General features: G+C 67.8%; 13 protein-coding genes. 3 read left to right on the forward strand and 10 right to left on the reverse strand.

Annotated elements, in window-relative coordinates; translation table 11 throughout:
• Nucleotides 1-24: 24 nt before the first annotated feature.
• Nucleotides 25-1,914 carry an oligoendopeptidase F gene (pepF, locus tag Y958_RS09385; RefSeq protein WP_088871778.1) on the reverse strand — a complete coding sequence of 630 codons (1,890 nt, stop codon included), beginning with the start codon at nt 1,912-1,914 and terminating at the stop codon, nt 25-27.
• A gap of 213 nt (nt 1,915-2,127) precedes the next feature.
• Between pepF and Y958_RS09390 the strand changes: the two genes are divergently transcribed.
• The gene (locus tag Y958_RS09390) at nt 2,128-3,723 is read left to right on the forward strand and encodes a tetratricopeptide repeat protein (protein WP_088871779.1); all 1,596 of its coding nucleotides are present in this window, start codon (nt 2,128-2,130) and stop codon (nt 3,721-3,723) included.
• On the opposite strand, the gene Y958_RS09395 is transcribed toward Y958_RS09390, so the two are convergent.
• Both Y958_RS09395 and Y958_RS09400 read right to left on the reverse strand, forming a co-directional pair.
• A complete protein-coding gene (locus tag Y958_RS09395; RefSeq protein ID WP_088871780.1) occupies nt 3,720-4,820 on the reverse strand; it encodes a 2OG-Fe(II) oxygenase family protein in 1,101 nt (366 codons plus the stop codon). The two genes, Y958_RS09390 and Y958_RS09395, sit on opposite strands and share 4 nt — an antisense overlap.
• A gap of 129 nt (nt 4,821-4,949) precedes the next feature.
• Complete coding sequence (locus Y958_RS09400; RefSeq protein ID WP_088871781.1) at nt 4,950-5,594, reverse strand: TetR/AcrR family transcriptional regulator; 645 nt, start codon at nt 5,592-5,594, stop codon at nt 4,950-4,952.
• Nucleotides 5,595-5,699: 105 nt separating this feature from the next.
• Between Y958_RS09400 and Y958_RS09405 the strand changes: the two genes are divergently transcribed.
• Entirely contained in the window at nt 5,700-6,341 is a 642-nt protein-coding gene (locus Y958_RS09405; RefSeq protein WP_088871782.1) for a YbhB/YbcL family Raf kinase inhibitor-like protein, read from the forward strand.
• Between the two features lie 24 nt (nt 6,342-6,365).
• On the opposite strand, the gene Y958_RS09410 is transcribed toward Y958_RS09405, so the two are convergent.
• Nucleotides 6,366-8,675 (reverse strand): ATP-dependent helicase, encoded by a 2,310-nt coding sequence (locus tag Y958_RS09410; RefSeq protein ID WP_244909429.1) that lies wholly within the window; start codon nt 8,673-8,675, stop codon nt 6,366-6,368.
• Between the two features lie 351 nt (nt 8,676-9,026).
• Between Y958_RS09410 and Y958_RS09415 the strand changes: the two genes are divergently transcribed.
• Nucleotides 9,027-9,383, forward strand: a complete 357-nt coding sequence (locus Y958_RS09415; protein WP_050898563.1) for a hypothetical protein — start codon at nt 9,027-9,029, stop codon at nt 9,381-9,383.
• Between the two features lie 145 nt (nt 9,384-9,528).
• On the opposite strand, the gene Y958_RS09420 is transcribed toward Y958_RS09415, so the two are convergent.
• The 6 genes from Y958_RS09420 to Y958_RS09445 all read right to left on the reverse strand — a co-directional run bounded on the left by Y958_RS09420 (nt 9,529) and on the right by Y958_RS09445 (nt 17,488).
• Nucleotides 9,529-10,575, reverse strand: a complete 1,047-nt coding sequence (locus Y958_RS09420) for a GGDEF domain-containing protein (RefSeq protein WP_088871783.1) — start codon at nt 10,573-10,575, stop codon at nt 9,529-9,531.
• A gap of 342 nt (nt 10,576-10,917) precedes the next feature.
• Nucleotides 10,918-11,265 (reverse strand): methyl-accepting chemotaxis protein, encoded by a 348-nt coding sequence (locus Y958_RS32770; RefSeq protein WP_004273812.1) that lies wholly within the window; start codon nt 11,263-11,265, stop codon nt 10,918-10,920.
• A 264-nt stretch (nt 11,266-11,529) separates the two neighbouring features.
• Complete coding sequence (serA, locus tag Y958_RS09430) at nt 11,530-13,113, reverse strand: phosphoglycerate dehydrogenase (protein ID WP_088871784.1); 1,584 nt, start codon at nt 13,111-13,113, stop codon at nt 11,530-11,532.
• Nucleotides 13,114-13,227: 114 nt separating this feature from the next.
• Nucleotides 13,228-14,397 (reverse strand): phosphoserine transaminase, encoded by a 1,170-nt coding sequence (locus tag Y958_RS09435; protein WP_088871785.1) that lies wholly within the window; start codon nt 14,395-14,397, stop codon nt 13,228-13,230.
• 169 nt (nt 14,398-14,566) lie between these two features.
• Nucleotides 14,567-16,273 carry a hypothetical protein gene (locus Y958_RS09440; protein WP_244411089.1) on the reverse strand — a complete coding sequence of 569 codons (1,707 nt, stop codon included), beginning with the start codon at nt 16,271-16,273 and terminating at the stop codon, nt 14,567-14,569.
• Between the two features lie 408 nt (nt 16,274-16,681).
• Nucleotides 16,682-17,488, reverse strand: a complete 807-nt coding sequence (locus tag Y958_RS09445) for a PhzF family phenazine biosynthesis protein (protein WP_088871786.1) — start codon at nt 17,486-17,488, stop codon at nt 16,682-16,684.
• Nucleotides 17,489-17,545: the final 57 nt, after the last annotated feature.

Below are 17,545 nucleotides of genomic sequence, written 5' to 3' on the forward strand. Positions count from 1 at the left end.
GCAGCCTTCCGCCAGGAAGGCGCCTCAATTGTCCTTCTGATCCAGCAACCGTTCCATCTCGGTGATGACGGCGTCCATGCGCCGCACCAGCGCCTGGTAGGGGGCCGGCGAGGCCATGTCCAGACCGGCCTTCCTCAGCACGTTGACCGGATAGTCCGACCCGCCGGCCTTCAGCGCCGCCAGGTAGGTGTCGCGCGCCGCCGGCCCCCCGTCGCGGATCTTCTCCGTGAAATAGGCAGAGGCGGAGATAGAGGTGGCGTACTGGTAGACGTAGAAGGGCCGGTAGAAATGGGGGATGAAGGCCCATTCCGCCGCGTACACCGGATCGATCTGCATCACGCCCTGGTCGGCGCCGTGGTACTTGCGCAGCAGGCCCAGGTAGATTTCCGTCATGCGCTTGCCCGACATGGGCTCGCCCTTCTCCACCGCGTCATGCACCTGCAGTTCGAACTCGGCGAACATGGTCTGGCGGAAGAAAGTGGCGCGGATGGTCTCCAGCTCATTGCCCAGGTACAGCAGCTTTTCCTGGCGCGTCTTGGCGTTGGCCAGCATGTAGTCGGACAGCAGGAATTCGTTCGCCGTGGACGCGATCTCCGCCATGAACAGGGAATAGCCCGCCAGCTCATAGGGCTGGGTGCGGTTAGCGAAGGTGGTGTGCATGGCGTGGCCCCATTCATGGGCCAGCGTGGAGACGGAGTTGTAGTTGTCCTGATAGTTCAGGAAAACAACGGGGTGCAGCCCGTAGACGCCCGTCTGGTAGGCGCCGGACTGCTTGCCCTCCTGGGGATAGGCATGCATCCAGCGATGGGCAAAGCCGTCCGCCAGCGCCTTCTGGTAGTCGTCCCCCAGCGGCTTCACCGCCGCCAGCACCAGCTTCTCGCCCTCCTCGACGGGGAATTTGGCGTCGGACGACACCAGGGGCGGATAGATGTCGTAATAGTGCAGGTCGGGCAGGTTCAGCATGCGCTGACGCAGCTTGAAATAGCGGTGCAGCGTGGGCAGGCCCTTGTTGGCCTCCGCCACCAGGGTGCGGTAGACGCCCTCGGGAATGTCGTTGTTGGACAGCGAGGCCGCCACCGCCGACGGGTAATGGCGCAGCTTGGACTGGATGACGTCGCCCTGCACCGTGTTGCCCAAGGTGGAGCCCATGGTGTTGGCGTATTGGCCGAACTTGGTCCAGAAGGCGTCGAACACGGCCTTGCGCACGGCGCGGTCCGGATCCTCGCGATACTTCTGGTAATTGGCCTGGGTCAGCTTCACCGATTGCCCATTGGGAAGGGTGATGGTGGGCCAGTCGATGTCGGCGTTGGACAGCAGGTTGTAGGTGGTGCCGCCGCCGCCCAGCGCCGGGCTCAGCGCCGCCAGGACCCCCTCGGCCTCCGCCCCCAGGGTATGCGGCTTCAGGCGCAGCGCGTCATGCAGGGCGAAGCCGAACTTGGCCAGCTTGGGCTCGGCCTTCAGGTAGGCATCGACCTTGGCGGTGCCCAGCGCCTGGATCTCCGGCGACAGCCAGGCGGTCGCGGCCGAGACCTCACCCGACAGGTCCTGGGCCAGGCCGTCCCGCTCCTGCGCCGGCGCGTCGCGCGTGTCGGTGCTGGCGATGGTGCTGGCGTAGGTGCCCACCTGCTCCAGCTCATGATAGACGCCGTAGATGGCCTCCAGCGCCGCCAGCGTGGCCGCCGGCCCTTTGGCCAGCGTGCCCTTGTACTTGGCCAGGCCCGGCAGTTCGGCCTTGATCTTGGCCCGCGCGGCGTCCCAGTCCGCCGGCGACTTGTAGTAGTCGCTCAGGTCCCAGATGTATTTGGGATCGACCTTGGGATCGTCGGCGGCGCGCGCCGGCAGGGTCAGCGTCAGCAGGGAAACGGTGGACGCCGCCGCCAGGACGGCGCGGCGTAGAGTGATCTTGCCCGACATTCAGCAAAGCCCCCGATGTTCATGGGCGGAAGCCGGCGACCCGGGCTTCCGCAGGTTGGGCCCTTTATATCAGGCACTTGCGGCCAAGGCGCGGGGTGGTTTGTAACACGGGCGTAACGGCGAAGCCCTGCGACCCCTCCACCCAATTGCCTTGAATTGCCGCCGGGCAGCCGGTCTTATCACGGCACGCCACGGCAAGGACCGGCCCCCAAGATGAGCACCCCCGCAGCCCTGTTCCGAGTAGCGTTGATCGCGCACCGCGCAGGGGATCTGTCCCGGGCGGCGGCGGCTTATCAGCGGCTGATGGAGCAGACGGGGCCGGAGCGGCAGGAGCACCGCGACGCGCTCAGCAACCTGGGCGCCCTGCGCTTGGCCCAAGGTGATGCCGCCGAGGCCGACCGCCTGTTCCAGGCGGGTTTGGCCTTGGCACCCCGCGACGCCGCCCTGCTGGACAACCGGGGCATCGCGCTGAAGTCCCTGGGCCGGCTGGCCGAGGCGGCGGACCACCACCGCCAGGCCATCGCCGCCAATCCCAACCATACCAACGCCTACAGCAATCTGGGCGTCTGCCTGACGGAGCAAGGTGACCTGCAGGGCGCCCGGCGCTGCCTGGAGCGGGCGGTGGCGCTGGCCCCGGGCAGCGCCGATTCCTGGCACAATCTGGGCAAGGTGCATGAGGGGCTGGGCGACGGCCCCGCCGCCATCCAGGCCTATCGCCATGCCGTGGCGGCGGACGCGGCCCACCGGCCCGCCTGGATCAATTTGGGCACGATCCTGGATCACACCGGCGACAGCATGGGCGCGCTCGCCGCCTATGACGCCGGCCTGGCGCTGGCCCCCAACGACGCCAAGATCCGGTGGAACCGGTCGCAGGTTCTGCTGAAGCTTGGCCGCCTGGCCGAGGGTTGGGCCGAAGCCGAATGGCGCTGGACGGGCAATGCGGGTCTGGCGGCGCAGCGCCGCCCCTTCCCCATGCCCCTGTGGATGGGCGAGGACTTGGGCGGCGGCGCTTTGCTGGTCCATTCCGAACAGGGCTGGGGCGACACCTTGCAGATGCTGCGCTTCCTGGCGCCCGCGGCGCGGGCCGCCAACGCGCGCCTGGTGGTGGAAACGCGGGCGGAACTGATCCGGCTGATCGAGGCCAGTTGGGATTTGCTGGACCTGGCGGCGGTTCGCCCTGCCCTGCTGCCCCTTTCTGCAGACTTTCCCGGCATCGGCGACCTGCCCCAGGCCGATGCCCACCTGCCGATGATGAGCCTGCCCGGGCGCCTGGGCGTCACGCTCGACACCCTGCCCGGCGGGTCCGTCCCCTATCTGCGGGCGCCGGAAGACAGTCGCCTGCGATGGGGCCCGCGCATCGCGGAGAGCCGGAACGGCCGGCGCCTGACCGCCGGGCTGGTGTGGCAGGGCAATCCCGGCCACTGGAACGACCGCCACCGTTCCTTGCCGCCGGAAACGCTGGCGCCATTGCTGCGCCGCGCGGACATCGCCTGGCACAGCCTGCAGAAGGACGGGGCGCCGGTAGCAGGGCTCAGCCCCCTGGGACCGGACCTTACCGACTTCGCCGAGACGGCGGCGGCCATCAGCGCCCTGGATCTGGTCATCACCGTGGACACCGCCGTGGCCCACCTGGCAGGGGCTCTGGGGCGGCCCACCTGGCTGCTCCTGCCTTACGTGGCGGAGTGGCGGTGGATGGACGATCGCACGGACAGCCCCTGGTACCCGTCGATGCGCCTGTTCCGCCAGCCGGCACCGGGCGACTGGCCGGCCGTGATGGCGGCAGTGGTGGAAGCGCTGGATACGCTTTAGTCGGTGGATCGGGCGTCGGCCTGCGCCGCCCATTCCCGGTATTCGCGCTGCTGTCGCTCCCCCGCCTCATCGAACAGGAAGGGCAGATAGGCATAGCGGCGGCCCCGGGTGACCGGCAGGGCCTCATGCAACAGGCTGCAGGAAAAGACCACGGCGCCGCCGGTGGGCGCGCGATAGGTGCGGGGGCCGAATTCGGGGAAACGCAGTTCCCCGCCCTCATAGTCCTCCGTGTTCAGGTTCAGGGTGACGGCGAAGCGGCGATGGGCGGTGCCGGCGGAGGTGTTGTCGCGGTGCGGGCGGAAATAGCCGCCCTCCGCCGCGTCATAACAGGCGACCACATGACGCTCCATGCGCGTGGCCTCGAAGGCGAAAGCCTGGCGCACCTGGGGCAACAGGCGACGGGCGATGCGCTGGGTCGCCGCCTGGCATAGCGCCTCCTCCTCCATGAAATAGTCGCGGCGGCGCTTGCGGCTATAATCGTAGACCCCCACCAGCCGGCCATCGACCTCGTTCATCACGCCGGAATCCAAACCGCCGCGATCCTGATGCAGGGCGATCAGCAGGCGGCAGAAGTCGGGCTCGAACACCCGGGGCACCACCAGCACGGGCGCCTGCACCGCCATGCCGGCGTGCAGATCAGGGGGCGGCAGGGCCGCCACCGCCGACATCACCCGGTCCGCCTCGGCGGCGGGTGCCGCCATCAGGACCCGCAGGGTGGGATCCAGCAGCAGCCAGAAGCCCGTGTGGACACCATCCGCGCCGACGGCGCCATAGCCCCGGCTGAGGCTGGAATCGTAATCCAGGAAATAGCGGATGCCGGGCAGCTGCGGCGTGACTTGGCCGGCGGCATCGTCACCGGGGTTGGTGGTGACGCCGAAGAAGCAGACCCGGTCGTCATCGAACAAGGCGCGGTGCGCGGCCACCGTGCGCAGCATGCCGGCCCCCACCGCCTCCCCGGCCGACGCGAAGAAGCCCAGCAGCACATGGCGGCCGGCCACCGTGTCCAGCGCGAACCGGGGATGTGTATGGGTGGGACCGTTGAACCATGGCACAGGCTCGCCACAGACGAACCGTTCCCAAGGACCTGATGCCGACATCGCTGACCTGACTTCCAACCGCGCCGCGTGATGGCCACCATAACAGCAACCCGACCCCCGGCCGCCAGTGGGCGTTTTAGCAGGGGGGCATTCTGCCAGGGACGTTCTGCCGCTGACCCTAGCGGCGTGTCAGCCTCCGGCCACCGCCGCCGCGAGATAGGCGGAGAGCACCAGCCGCATCTCCTGGAACAGGGCCGCGGCCTCCGCCTCCTCCGCCAATTCAGGAATGGTCTTCATCAGGTGCAGCAACATGACCGAGAGGAGGTCGGCCCGTTCCGCCGACAGTCCAGGCGCATGGGCGGACAGTACACCGGCCATACGGCCGCGGATGACACCGCGCAGGTACTGCCGCCGGTTGGCGCCGTCCACCCGGGCATCCATCAGTACCTTCAGGGCGGTGCGCTCGCTTTTCAGCGCCATCATCAAATCCAGCAGCGCATCCGCCATCTGGGCCGCTGTCAGCGCGGGCGCCCGGGCGGCGATGGCATCCAGGCCGGCCCCCGCCCGCTCACCATAGCGGTGCAGCAGCCCCTCGGCCAGGGCCTCCTTGGACGGGAAGAAGCGGTAGAGGGAGCCGATGGCCGTGCTGGACCGTGCCGCGATCTCCGTCATCGTGGCCGCGTCATAGCCCTTTTCCGCGAACACCACGGTGGCGGCGTCCAGCAAGGCAGCAACGCGTTGCCGCCCGCGCGCCCGTTTGGGCGCCCGCCCGGCCGCGTTGGGGGCAGCATCGGGGGCGGTATTCGGGGCGGCTGTTGACTTTTGCGAGGGCATCCTCAACTATCCGTTATGCGAGACCATCCTCGCATAACACGGGCCGCCGCCGCCGTCACCTCCTCACCTGGGCGCCGCTCATCACCCTGACGCGGGAGGAACCGCATGAGGACCACCCTGGACAGCGGCCTGCCCCCCTTGATCCTGGACCGCGGCCACGGCACGCGCCCCGCCGCGCCCAAACGCCACTGGCTGGGCCGCCTGCTGCGGGGCCTGCGTGCGGGGGATGCCCGCCTGGTCGTCAACCATCCCCTGGTGAAGGATGCGCCGGCCAGCCTGTGCCTCAGCAGCCCCGCTTTCGCCGAGGGCACGGCCATTCCCCGACGCCATGCCGGCAGCGGCGTGGGCGAGAACCTATCCCCGACGCTCACCTGGACGGGCGTGCCCGCCGGCACGGCGGCCTTGGCCCTGGTGATGCAGGACCCGGACGCGCCCTTGCCCCGGCCGGTGACCCACCTGCTGGCCACGGCCATCGCCCCCAAACGCAAGGGTTTCGAGGAGGGGGAGCTGTGCCCCCAGGTGGGCAACGGCGTCATCCTGGGCCGGGGCCTGTTCGGCCGCGTCGGCTATGCCGGGCCGCGTCCGGTGCACGGCCACGGCCCCCACCGCTACGTCTTCCAGCTGCTGGCCCTGGAACACCCGCTGGCCCTGCCGGACCTGCCCAGCCTGGCCGACCTGCTGGCCGCCCTGACGCCCCAGACCGTGCTGGCCTGGGGCACCCTGACCGGCACGTACGAGCGGGCGTGAGGGTTTGCGCCCCTGACCCTATTTCTATTTCCCCGCCTGGTCCGCCGGCACGACGAAGCTGTCCATAACCTTCTTCGTGCCGGAGTGTTCGAAGTAGATTTCCAACTTGTCGTTTTCCACCGCCTTGACCACGCCGTAGCCGAACTTCTGGTGAAAGACGCGGGCGCCGGGGCGGAAGGGGGCGTCGGGGCGCGCGCGCGGGGTGACGTCCAGGGCCGTGCCCTCGATCAGGCGGCTAGTGCGGTTCCCGGCGGGCGCCTGGCGTCCCATGCGGTTGAAGCTGTCGCTGAAACTGTCGCTGCGGGCACCCCAGGAAGAACCGCCCCGGCCGTAGCCGCCATCGTTGCCGCCACCAGCCATCCCTTGCCCCCAATGGCCTGAGGTCAGGCCGGGATCGTTCTCCACCGCGATGTGATCATCCGGCAGTTCCCCGATGAAGCGTGACGGCAGGCTGGTGGACCAGGTGCCGTGGATGCGGCGGTTGGCGGCGTGGCTGATGTAGACGCGCTTGCGGCCCCGGGTGATGCCGACATAGGCCAGGCGCCGTTCCTCCTCCAATCCCGCGATGCCGTTCTCATCCAGGGTGCGCTGGCTGGGGAACACGCCCTCCTCCCACCCGGGCAGGAAGACCACGTCAAACTCCAGTCCCTTGGCGCCGTGCAGGGTCATGAGCGAGACCTGGGCGGAATCCACCGTCTCCGCGTTCTCCATCACCAGGCTAACATGCTCCAGGAAGCCCAACAGGTTCTCGAACTCGCCCATGGCGTTGACGAGTTCCTTGAGGTTTTCCAGGCGGCCCGGCGCCTCCGGCGTCTTGTCCTCCTGCCACATGCGGGTATAGCCGCTCTCATCCAGGATGGACTGGACCAGGTCGGTGTGACGCACGGTGTCCATCTGCGCCCGCCAGCGGGCGAAATCCTCCACCAGGCCGCGCAGGGTGCCGCGCACCTTGGGCTTCAGCTCATCCGTCTCGGTCAGGCGCCAGGTGGCCTCCAGCAACGGCACGCCCAGCACCCGGCTGGTCTGGTACAGCTGCTGGATGGTGGCGGGCCCGATGCCGCGCTTGGGCGTGTTGATGATGCGCTCGAACGCCAAATCATCGGCCGGCTGGGCCACGACGCGCAGGTAGGCCATGGCGTCGCGGATTTCCAGGCGCTCATAGAAGCGCTGGCCACCCACCACACGGTAGGGCAAGCCGAGAGTGATGAAGCGCTCTTCGAACTCGCGGGTCTGGAAGCCGGCGCGCACCAGCACGGCCATCTGGTCCAGGCTGGTGCCCTTGCGCTGCAGCGCCTCCACTTCGTCCCCCACCCAGCGGGCCTCGCTGTCGGCGTCCCACAGGCCGCGCAGGCGCACCTTCTCCCCGCCCTCGGCCTCGGTCCACAGGGTTTTGCCCAGGCGGCCCTGGTTGTGGGCGATGACACCGGCGGCGGCGCCCAGGATATGGCCGGTGGAGCGGTAGTTCTGTTCCAGGCGGATAACCTTGGCGCCGGGGAAGTCCTGCTCGAACCGCAGGATGTTGCCCACCTCCGCCCCGCGCCAGCCGTAGATGGACTGATCGTCGTCGCCGACGCAGCAGATGTTGTGATGCCCCTGGGCCAGCAGGCGCAGCCACAGATACTGCGCCACGTTGGTGTCCTGGTACTCATCCACCAGGATGTAGCGGAAGCGGCGATGGTAATCCGCCAGCACGTCCGCATGCGCCTGGAACAGGGTGATGTTGTGCATCAAGAGGTCGCCGAAGTCGCAGGCGTTCAGCGTGCGCAGGCGGTCCTGGTATTGGCGGTAGAGGGTCAGCACCTTGCCACCGGCGGCCTCACCCGCGTCCTCGGGGCGCAGGCGGTCGGGCGGCAGGGCCCGGTCCTTCCAGCGCTCGATGACCGACAGCAGCAGGCGGGCCGGCCACTTCTTGGCATCCACCCCCTCCGCCTCCATCAGCTGCTTCAGCAGGCGCAGCTGGTCGTCGGTGTCCAGGATGGTGAAGCTGGAGGTCAGGCCCACCAGCTCGGCATGGCGGCGCAGGATACGGGCGGCCAGGGCGTGGAAGGTGCCCATCCACCAGCCCTCGGTGTCCGTGCCCATCAGCGCGCCCACGCGCTCCCGCATCTCACGCGCCGCCTTGTTGGTGAAGGTGACGGCCAGGATGTTCCAGGGGCTGACGCGCCGGGTCATCAGCAGGTGCGCCAAGCGTGTGGTCAGGGCCCGGGTCTTCCCCGTGCCGGCGCCGGCCAGCACCAGGACGGGGCCGTCCAGCGACTCCACCGCCTCACGCTGCGCCGGGTTCAGCGCATCGAGATAGGCGGGCGACCAGCCGGCCGGCCCATGGGGAGGCATTGAGGGGGGCGGAGCTGGGGCGGGGCGGGGCGTCATCACGGGAGTAGCGGCAGGCGGCACCGGCTCCGCCTTCTGCGGCTCGGCGGGCTTGGGGGCGGGCGGGTCCAGACGGGAAAACAGATCGGTCATGATGGGAACATATATAGCACAAGGCGGCGCTCGTCTGCCCCCGCCGTGGCCTTTTCCCTGTCCTCTCCCTCTTTCGCCGGGGGGCCCTCCCCTAAAGGCCGGGCACCTATCCCGTTGCGCGAGAGGTTCATATGGTGGAAAGATAATGATCAACGTGATGAAGCCGTTCGTACGGTTCCGCAGCCCCTTCGGGCGGCGGCTGGCGAAGCGGGGAGTGAACCGATGAACCTGCGCTTGAACGACACCAAGACGCTGCAAGCGATCGGCATCCTGGCCGACGTCCTGGACGATCTGTCGGGGCCGGAGCGGCTGGAATGCCTGATGGCGGCCAACGCCCTGCGCCAGGTTCTGGAAACCCGGTCGGAGAATGCGCTGGTCTTCGCCCGTGAGGCGTTCGAGTCGCTGGAATCGGACGTGCGGCACCAAATCCACACCGACGCCACCGAGGCCGCCATCAAGGTAGTGGCCGCCACCCGGGCCCAGGGCACCCTGCGCGCCACGCGTGACCGCAAGTCGACCGGCAGCCCCTTCCTGGACGCCATCAACGCCGGCGGCATGAAGACCGAGCGCAAGTGGTGAGGCGCTGAAGGCATCTTCACCCTTCCCATTGGCTTGTAAAACTAGGCCGCGACTGCGGCCGCCGCAGATTTCCGGGAAGCGTCAGCGGACTGGAAATCGAGGATGAGGCAAGCGGGCGGATGCCCGCGCCCGCCGTTTGAGGGACTCAAACAAACGCCGCTTCGGTATCCACGTGGGCGCGCACTTGGTTACGGCCTTCGTGCTTGGCCATATAAAGCGCCTCGTCCGCGCGCTGGACGAAGCGGCCCAGCGACTCCCCCGGCTCATACAGCGCCACGCCCACCGACAGGGTGATGTTGCCGATGGCGGCGCCCGAGGTGCGCTTGACGATACGGCGGTTGGCGATGGTGGCCCGCGTCTTCTCCGCGAAGGCCAGCGCCTCGTCCAGGGTGCATTCCGGCATGATGATGGCGAATTCCTCACCGCCGAAGCGGGCGGCGGTATCGCGGCCGCGCACGGAGTCCTTCAACGTGCGCCCCACCAGCTTGAGCACTTGGTCGCCCACAACATGGCCGTGGTTGTCATTGAATTTCTTGAAGAAATCGATGTCGATCATCAGCAGGCACAGGGGCCGGCCATCCTCCATGGCGGTGGCGGCGGCCTCGCGCAGGGCTTGGTCGAACTGCTTGCGGTTGGCCAGGTCCGTCAGGGCGTCGGTCATGGCCTCGCGCCGCACGGTGTCCAGGTCGCGGCGCATGGTTTCCAGCTGTTGCGCGCTGTCGCTCAGCTGGGTCTGCAGGAACTGGTTACGCACGGCCACGCGTTGCGCCTGTTCCGTCATGGCGCGGATGACGCCGCGCAACTGATCCAGGGTGTCGGACAGGTCAACCTGGCCCTGGAACACCTTCAGGGCCGCGCCGAAATTACCCACATCACTGCCGGCGGACGCGACGGCGCCGGTGACGCCGGCCAAGGCCTCGGTCAGTTTCACGCCGATCTCCTGGATGGCCTGGATCTCGTCATCGGCGGCGAAGAACTTGTGATAGAGGTCGGCGCAGCGCGCCTCGGTGAAGGCCAGGCCGTTGCTGGCGATGATGTCCACCGCCCGGGTCAGGTCGGGATAGCGGCCGCTGCAGTAGGCGTACCAGACGGTGAAGTTGTGCGGGTGCGGGGCCACCGCCTCGGCGCGCATGCGCTCCATCGCCCGTTGGGCGAGATGGCCGGCCGCCTGTGGTCCCTCCGCGAACAGCACGTGCTCTCCCTACGCCATCTGGTCCGGGGCGCGATCCACGGCCCCCTCATGCGGGCTGGGCGGTTGTCGATTTGCTACCCCTATAGATAGCCTTTTTTAGGACGGCCGCCCGCCGCCCCTACCCCGTAAGAATAAGTCACAAAACGGCGGGGATGGAAATGACGGAAAATCGGAAAGAGTCGCCATATCCGAAATTGTTCGTTGCCCCAGAGCCGCACCGTCAAAGGGTCACTCAAAAAACCTGTGGGGGCCTGCAAAGAAACAGGCCCGCGCTTGAGGGTGCATCCCCCGCGCGGGCCCGCGAATACCAGGGCGACTCTTGAACGAGCCGCCGCAACCTTATCAGGCGGAGGTGATCGCCCGCTCGACCAGCTGGCCCAGGTGCTGCGTGCGCTTGGTCAGGCTCTGCAGAACGGCGGAGATTTCCGCGGTAGCGGCGGCGGTCTGGCCCGACAGGTTCTTCACTTCGCCGGCGACGACGGCGAAGCCCTTGCCCGCCTCACCCGCGCGAGCGGCTTCGATGGTGGCGTTCAGGGCCAGCAGGTTGGTCTGCTTGGCAATGGCGTCAATCTGCTGGGCGACGGTGCCCACCTTTTCGATCTCGGCGCGCAGGCCTTCCAGTTCCCGGCTGATTTCCTGGAGGGCGGAGGACAACTCGGTCTTCGACAGACTGGTGGGCGTGGAGCTCATCGATGGCACCTGAGGTTGATTAGGGTGTCGCTGGATCGGTGGCCGGGAATGGTGGCCGGGTGTCCCCTGCCGGAACGGCCAACCCGGTGCCTTCTAATACCACAGAAGAACAGGGGCCGGGACGCACAAAATCAACCCTTGCGCATATAGCCGGATTTATTTGGTTCGGTTCCGAAACAATCCTGACGCGAAGCTGTGGGCATAAGAAAAGGCCGCCCCAGGTCTCTCCGAGGCGGCCTTCCTGATGATGATGCGGGTTCCGCCTCAGGCCTGGAAGCGCAGGGCCTTGGCGCGGACCACGCTGGGCAGGCCCTGGATGCGTTCCAGCAGCCCGTCCGCCACCTCCTGGTCCACCGACACCAGGGCGATGGCGTTGGCGCCGGCCTCGGTGCGGCCCAGGTGGAAGGTGGCGATGTTGACGCCGGCGTCGCCCAGGGTGGTGCCCAGCTTGCCGATGAAGCCGGGCTTATCCTCGTTGCGGATGAACAGCATGTGCTCGCTCAGCTCCGCCTCGACCGGCACTTCCTCGATCTGCACGATGCGGGGCTTCTCGCCGCCGAACAGGGTACCGGCCACGGTGCGGGTCGCCCGCTCGGTCTGCACCACCACGCGGATCAAGGTCTGATAGTCGGCGGCGTCGTCCCGCTTGGTCTCCGCCACCTTGATGTCCCGCTCGCGCGCGATGACGGGGGCGTTGACCATGTTGACCGACGCCAGCAGGGGTGACAGCAGGCCCATGAGGACGATGGCGGTCAGCGGGCGGGTGTTCAGGTCGGCAACCTGGCCCTCATACTCCACCGTCACCGACTTCAGGCCGGTCTCGGTGATCTGGCCGGCGAAGCCGCCCAGCTGTTCGGCCAACTTCATGTAGGGCTTCAGCTTGGGCGCGTCCTCGGCCGAGACCGAGGGCATGTTCAGCGCGTTGACCACGGCGCCGGTCACCAGGAAGTCGGACATCTGCTCGGCCACCTGCAGGGCCACGTTCTCCTGCGCCTCGGTGGTGGAGGCGCCCAGGTGCGGCGTGCAGATGATCTTCTCATTGCCGAACAGGATGCTTTCCTTGGCCGGCTCTTCGGCGAACACGTCCAGGGCGGCGCCGGCGACATGGCCGCTGTCCAGCGCCGCCTTCAGGTCGGCCTCGACGATCAGGCCGCCGCGGGCGCAGTTGATGATGCGCACGCCCGGCTTGGTCTTGGCCAGGGCCTTGGCATCCAGGACGTTGCGGGTGGCGTCGGTCAGCGGCGTGTGCAGGGTGATGAAGTCGGCGCGGCGCAGCAGCTCGTCCAGCTCCACCTTCTCCACGCCCAGGTCCTGCGCGCGCTCGGCCGACAGGAAGGGGTCGAAGGCGACGACGCGCATCTTCAGGCCCACGGCGCGGTCGGCGACGATGGAGCCGATGTTGCCGCAGCCGATGACGCCCAGGGTCTTGCCGTACAGCTCGACACCCATAAAGCGGTTCTTTTCCCACTTGCCGGCATGGGTGGAGGTGTTGGCGGCCGGGATTTCACGGGCCAGCGCGAACATCATGGCGATGGCGTGCTCGGCGGTGGTGATGGAATTGCCGAACGGGGTGTTCATGACCACCACGCCGCTGGCGGTGGCGGCGGGCACGTCCACGTTGTCGACGCCGATGCCGGCGCGGCCGACCACCTTCAGGTTGGTGGCGACGGCCAGCACTTCCTTGGTGACCTTGGTGGACGAGCGGATGGCCAGGCCATCGTACTTGCCGATGATGGCCTTCAGCTCGTCGGGCTTCAGGCCGGTGATGACGTCGACCTCGACGCCGCGCTCCTTGAAAATCTCGACGGCGCGGGGGCTCAGGCTGTCCGAAATGAGAACCTTGGGCATGGCTCTGCGATCCTTTTGGAGGATGGGCCGGCGCCGCCCCCGGATGGACTCCGGGTGTACCAGGCGGCGCCAGGCCGTATGTCAGGAAAGGCGTGTAAGACGCTAAGGTGCGGCTCAGGCGACCAGTTCGGCCGCGACCGTGGCGTACGCCCAGTCGATCCAGGGCAGCAGCGCCTGGATGTCGGACCGCTCCACCGTGGCGCCGCCCCAAATGCGCAGGCCGGGCGGGGCGTCGCGGTAGGCGCCAGCGTCCAGCGCAACGCCTTCCTTTTCGAGCAGGGACGCCACTTTCTTCGCCACCTCAGCCTGGACTTCCGGCGTCTGACCGGCCAGCTTCGGGTCGGCGAACTTCAGGCAGATGGAGGTACAGGAGCGGGTGGCGGGCACCTCGGCCAGGAAGGCCGCGGTGGTGCCGGCCGCAACCCAATCGGCCACCGCGGCCAGGTTGCTTTCGGACCGTTCTATCAGGCCTTTCAGGCCGCCCACGGACTCGGCCCAGCGCAGGCCATCCAGGGCGTCTTCCACCGCCAGCATGGAGGGGGTGTTGATGGTCTCGCCCTTGAAGATGCCTTCGACGATCTTGCCGTCCTTGGTCATGCGGAAGATCTTGGGCAGCGGCCATGCCGGCTTATAGCTTTCCAGGCGGGCGACGGCGCGGGGGCTCAGCACCAGCATGCCGTGGGCCGCCTCACCGCCCAGCACCTTCTGCCAGGACCAGGTGACGACATCCAGCTTGTCCCAGGGCAGGTCCATGGCGAACGCGGCGGAGGTCGCGTCGCAGATGGTCAGGCCTTCGCGGTCGGCCGCGATCCACTCACCATCGGGCACACGCACGCCAGAGGTGGTGCCGTTCCAGGTGAAGACCACATCGTTCTTGAAATCGACCTGCGTCAGGTCCGGCAGCTTGCCGTAGCCGGCGGTGAAGGTGCGGGCGTCGGCCAGCTTCAGCTGCTTCACGACGTCGGTCACCCAATCCTTGCCGAAGCTTTCCCAGGCAACCATGTCGACGCCACGGGCGCCGAGCAGCGACCACAGGGCCATTTCCACGGCACCGGTGTCGGAGGCCGGGACGATACCGATGCGGTAATCGGCCGGAATGTTCAGCAGGGCGCGGCTGCGGTCGATGACCTCTTGCAGCTTGGCCTTGCCGGGCTTGGACCGGTGCGAGCGGCCCACCAGGGCGCCCTTCAAGGCTTCCAGCGTCCAACCCGGACGCTTGGCGCAGGGACCAGAGGAGAAATTCGGATTCGACGGCCGGCTCTCGGGCTTCGGCGGTACGGTCATGATGCTATTCCTTGCAGAATAGTTGCGCCTCGTTGGGGAGGCGTGTCCCGCCGCGGACATTATGGGCGCCGCGCAAGAACGTCAATCATGACGGCATGGTGGCGACACATTGCTGCCATGCCGGAACGCGCGGCGAAACATCCTTTCGAATATGGACAGGGTGGCGGGATCAGGCCGCCGCGTGGGGGATGAGGGCCGGCGGAACCAGGCGGCTGGCGGCCAGATTCTCACACAGCTTGAAGTAGTTGTCCCGCCGCTCCGTGGCGCTCTCGAATCGCTCCAGATAGTTCAGGATGAACTCCGGACGGCGCAGGGCGGTGGTCAGCGTCTCGCTGGCGAAGGTGCGGGCCCTGCCCTCCGGCAGGCCGCCGCAGGTGTTGATCAGGGCCAGCATGCGGTCGGCGAAGCCCATGGCCTGGTTGCCGACGATCTCCGTTCGCACCGTCTCGAACAGGGCGCTGTCCAGAATGTCCAGCATCTCCCGCTTGGAGGTTTCCGGCAGGCCGGCGTTCTGGATACGGTCGGACAGCTCGCTCAGCGGCTGGATGATGTCCATACGCCGATTCTGGCAGCCCATGTCCCAGACGATGTCGTCCGGCACGATGAGGGAGCGCAGGTAGGGCGCCAGCTTGGCCTTGGCCTGGCGGCCCGGCGCCATGTTCACCAGGCTCAGGATCAGGTTGATCTTGGAATAGGTGCCGCGGGCCAGGGCCATGACGTCCGACATGGCTTCCGGCTGGATCAGCTTGTCGGCGCGCAGCGCGATGGCTTCCTGGATTTCCTCGTCATTCACCAGGGTGGGCGCCGTGACCTTGAGGTGGTCCTGGATGCGCACCAGGGCGCGCAACTCGTCCTGAATGTTACGCTCGCCATGGAACGGCAGGCGGGCGTGCAGGTGGCGCAGCAGGCCCAGGCGCAGCTCCGCCAGCGTGCGCGGCAGCACACCCTGCGCCAGCAGTTCCGACAGGGTGATGACGCCCGGCAGGTGGCTGCCGGCGGCGTCCATCTCCACCTTGCCCAGCTTGCCGACATAGAGGTTGATGGCGTTCAGCACCAGCTCGATGCGATCGGCCTCCTTCCCCACCAACTCGCGCAAGGCCAGGGAGGAACCCATGATCTCAGCGGCGATGCTGTCGATGATGCGCATCTCGCGCACCGTCAGCTCGGGGCTGAACAGGCGGAACAGCCGGTCCAGCTTTTCCATCCAGCTCTTGCAGCCGGCGAGATAGGCGGCGGTGGCGCGATAGAGGCCGGGGATGGGGTCCGCCCCGCCGGCGGCCAGCTTGTCCGACAACGCCTTCAGGCCGCCCGGCGCCAGCGGCGGCACGGGGTTGCCCTTGGCCTTGGCCAACAGACGGCTGAGGCCGTCGTCCACCATGGCCATCAGTTCCTTCATGCGCGACACGGCGCTCTGCTGGCTGCCGCGCACCTGCTGGCTGGCCAGGCGTTGCAGCGCGCCCTGGACCAGCGTGCCGGCGTTGTCCAGCGCGCGGGCCGCCACCTCGTAATACAGCACTTCCAGCGGGGTCACGCGCACATCGTCCAGATAGCGGGCGAACAGGCCGCGGATGACCTGCCGCTGGACGTCGCCGGTGAAATCCTCCGGCTTGTCGCACCAGGAGGCGTCGCGACCGGGGTTGGCGATCTGCAGCGGGTCGGTTTCCGCCACACCGGGGCGCAAGCGCTTGCGCACGGTGATGTGGCTCTTGAAGTCGTGGTCCAGGTAATCGCGGCGGCGCACGATACGCACGCCGTCGACCTCCTTGCGGTCGATCAGCAGGGCGGCCGCGGGCTCAATCTGCCGCAGGTCAGGCCCTTCCTTGACCAGAAGCCACTGGTCATTGTGCAGGCTGTGCAGCTCGAACGCGGTTTTCACCGTTCCGACCAGTTGCTGTTGCCTTTCCACCGGGACCCTGGCTCCAACGAATAGCTGGGCGCGGCCGTAGTGTTAATACAGCTTGAACGCCCGGTTTTATGAATGCGTCGCGCATCATCCCGCATCCACAGGGCCGGGTAAACGGCTATGTCCGCAACCACCCCTTCCGTAACCGGCATGCCGGCGAAAACGGAGGGATTTTGCACCCTGTGGTCGGGGTCACCCGGAGCGGAAGGGCCAAACCATCAGTTGGGGGCAGACCAACCGACGCCATACCCCTTCCGACTCCGAAGCATTCGGGCATCCTCCCCAAAAGATGGGGGCCGGATCAATCGGCTGAACGGCATAGACCGCTCCCCTTTCCAGTGAGAAGCAGTGGGCGGACGCTCGGAACCAGCGGGCGCGGGGTCAGATATGGATATACCCCTCCAGGAACAGGACAGCGTCGCCGCCGATGCGCACGCGATCGCCATCCAGCCGGCAGGTGAGCGCCCCGCCCCGCCGCGACACCTGACGGGCGGACAGGCGGTCGGTGTTTAGGCGCCGCGCCCAATAGGGAATGAGGGTGCAATGGGCCGACCCCGTCACCGGGTCTTCCGGCACGCCCTTGGCCGGCGCGAAGAAGCGGGAGACGAAATCCACGCCCGGCTCATCCCCCGGCGCGGTGACGATGACGGCGAAACGGTCGATGTCCAGCAGCCCGGCCATGTCGGGGGTCAAGGCGCGCACGGCGGCAGCATCGTCGTAGACCACCAGGTAATCCCGCGCGGCCAGGATGGCGGCGGGAGCCGGCCCGCCCAGGGCCGCGACCAGGCCATCATGCACCCTGTCCGGCGTCTGAGGCGGGCGGGCGGGGAAGTCCAGGGTCAGCCTTCCCTCCTCCCGCGCCACGGTCAACAAGCCGGCCTTCTGGGTGCGGAACACCACGCGCTCCGTACCCGGGTGCAGGATGTTCATCATCAGGTGGGCGGTGGCCAAGGTGGCGTGGCCGCATAAGTCGACCTCCACCGCCGGGGTGAACCAGCGCAGGCCCCAGGCGCCGTCATCCTGCGGCCCCGGCGGCACGAAGAAGGCCGTCTCCGACAGGTTGTTCTCCATGGCGATAGCCTGCAGCGTCGCATCCGGCAGCCAGGCGTCCAGCGGCACCACGGCGGCGGGGTTGCCGCCGAACGCGGCGCTGGTGAAGGCGTCGATCTGATAGATGGGCAGGCGCATGGGGAAACCTCCTCCGGTAGGGCGGCAATGACAGTGTCGGCGCATTATGGCGGATGA

This window comes from Nitrospirillum viridazoti CBAmc, assembly GCF_000730165.1.
GTDB classification, from domain to species: domain Bacteria; phylum Pseudomonadota; class Alphaproteobacteria; order Azospirillales; family Azospirillaceae; genus Nitrospirillum; species Nitrospirillum viridazoti.

Coding starts and splice junctions, on each gene's coding strand:
- pepF (WP_088871778.1), bottom strand. CDS start 1,914: ATGTCGGGCAAGATCACTCTACGCCGCGCCGTCCTGGCGGCGGCGTCC.
- Y958_RS09390 (WP_088871779.1), top strand. CDS start 2,128: ATGAGCACCCCCGCAGCCCTGTTCCGAGTAGCGTTGATCGCGCACCGC.
- Y958_RS09395 (WP_088871780.1), bottom strand. CDS start 4,820: ATGTCGGCATCAGGTCCTTGGGAACGGTTCGTCTGTGGCGAGCCTGTG.
- Y958_RS09400 (WP_088871781.1), bottom strand. CDS start 5,594: ATGCCCTCGCAAAAGTCAACAGCCGCCCCGAATACCGCCCCCGATGCT.
- Y958_RS09405 (WP_088871782.1), top strand. CDS start 5,700: ATGAGGACCACCCTGGACAGCGGCCTGCCCCCCTTGATCCTGGACCGC.
- Y958_RS09410 (WP_244909429.1), bottom strand. CDS start 8,675: ATGCCTCCCCATGGGCCGGCCGGCTGGTCGCCCGCCTATCTCGATGCG.
- Y958_RS09415 (WP_050898563.1), top strand. CDS start 9,027: ATGAACCTGCGCTTGAACGACACCAAGACGCTGCAAGCGATCGGCATC.
- Y958_RS32770 (WP_004273812.1), bottom strand. CDS start 11,265: ATGAGCTCCACGCCCACCAGTCTGTCGAAGACCGAGTTGTCCTCCGCC.
- serA (WP_088871784.1), bottom strand. CDS start 13,113: ATGCCCAAGGTTCTCATTTCGGACAGCCTGAGCCCCCGCGCCGTCGAG.
- Y958_RS09435 (WP_088871785.1), bottom strand. CDS start 14,397: ATGACCGTACCGCCGAAGCCCGAGAGCCGGCCGTCGAATCCGAATTTC.
- Y958_RS09445 (WP_088871786.1), bottom strand. CDS start 17,488: ATGCGCCTGCCCATCTATCAGATCGACGCCTTCACCAGCGCCGCGTTC.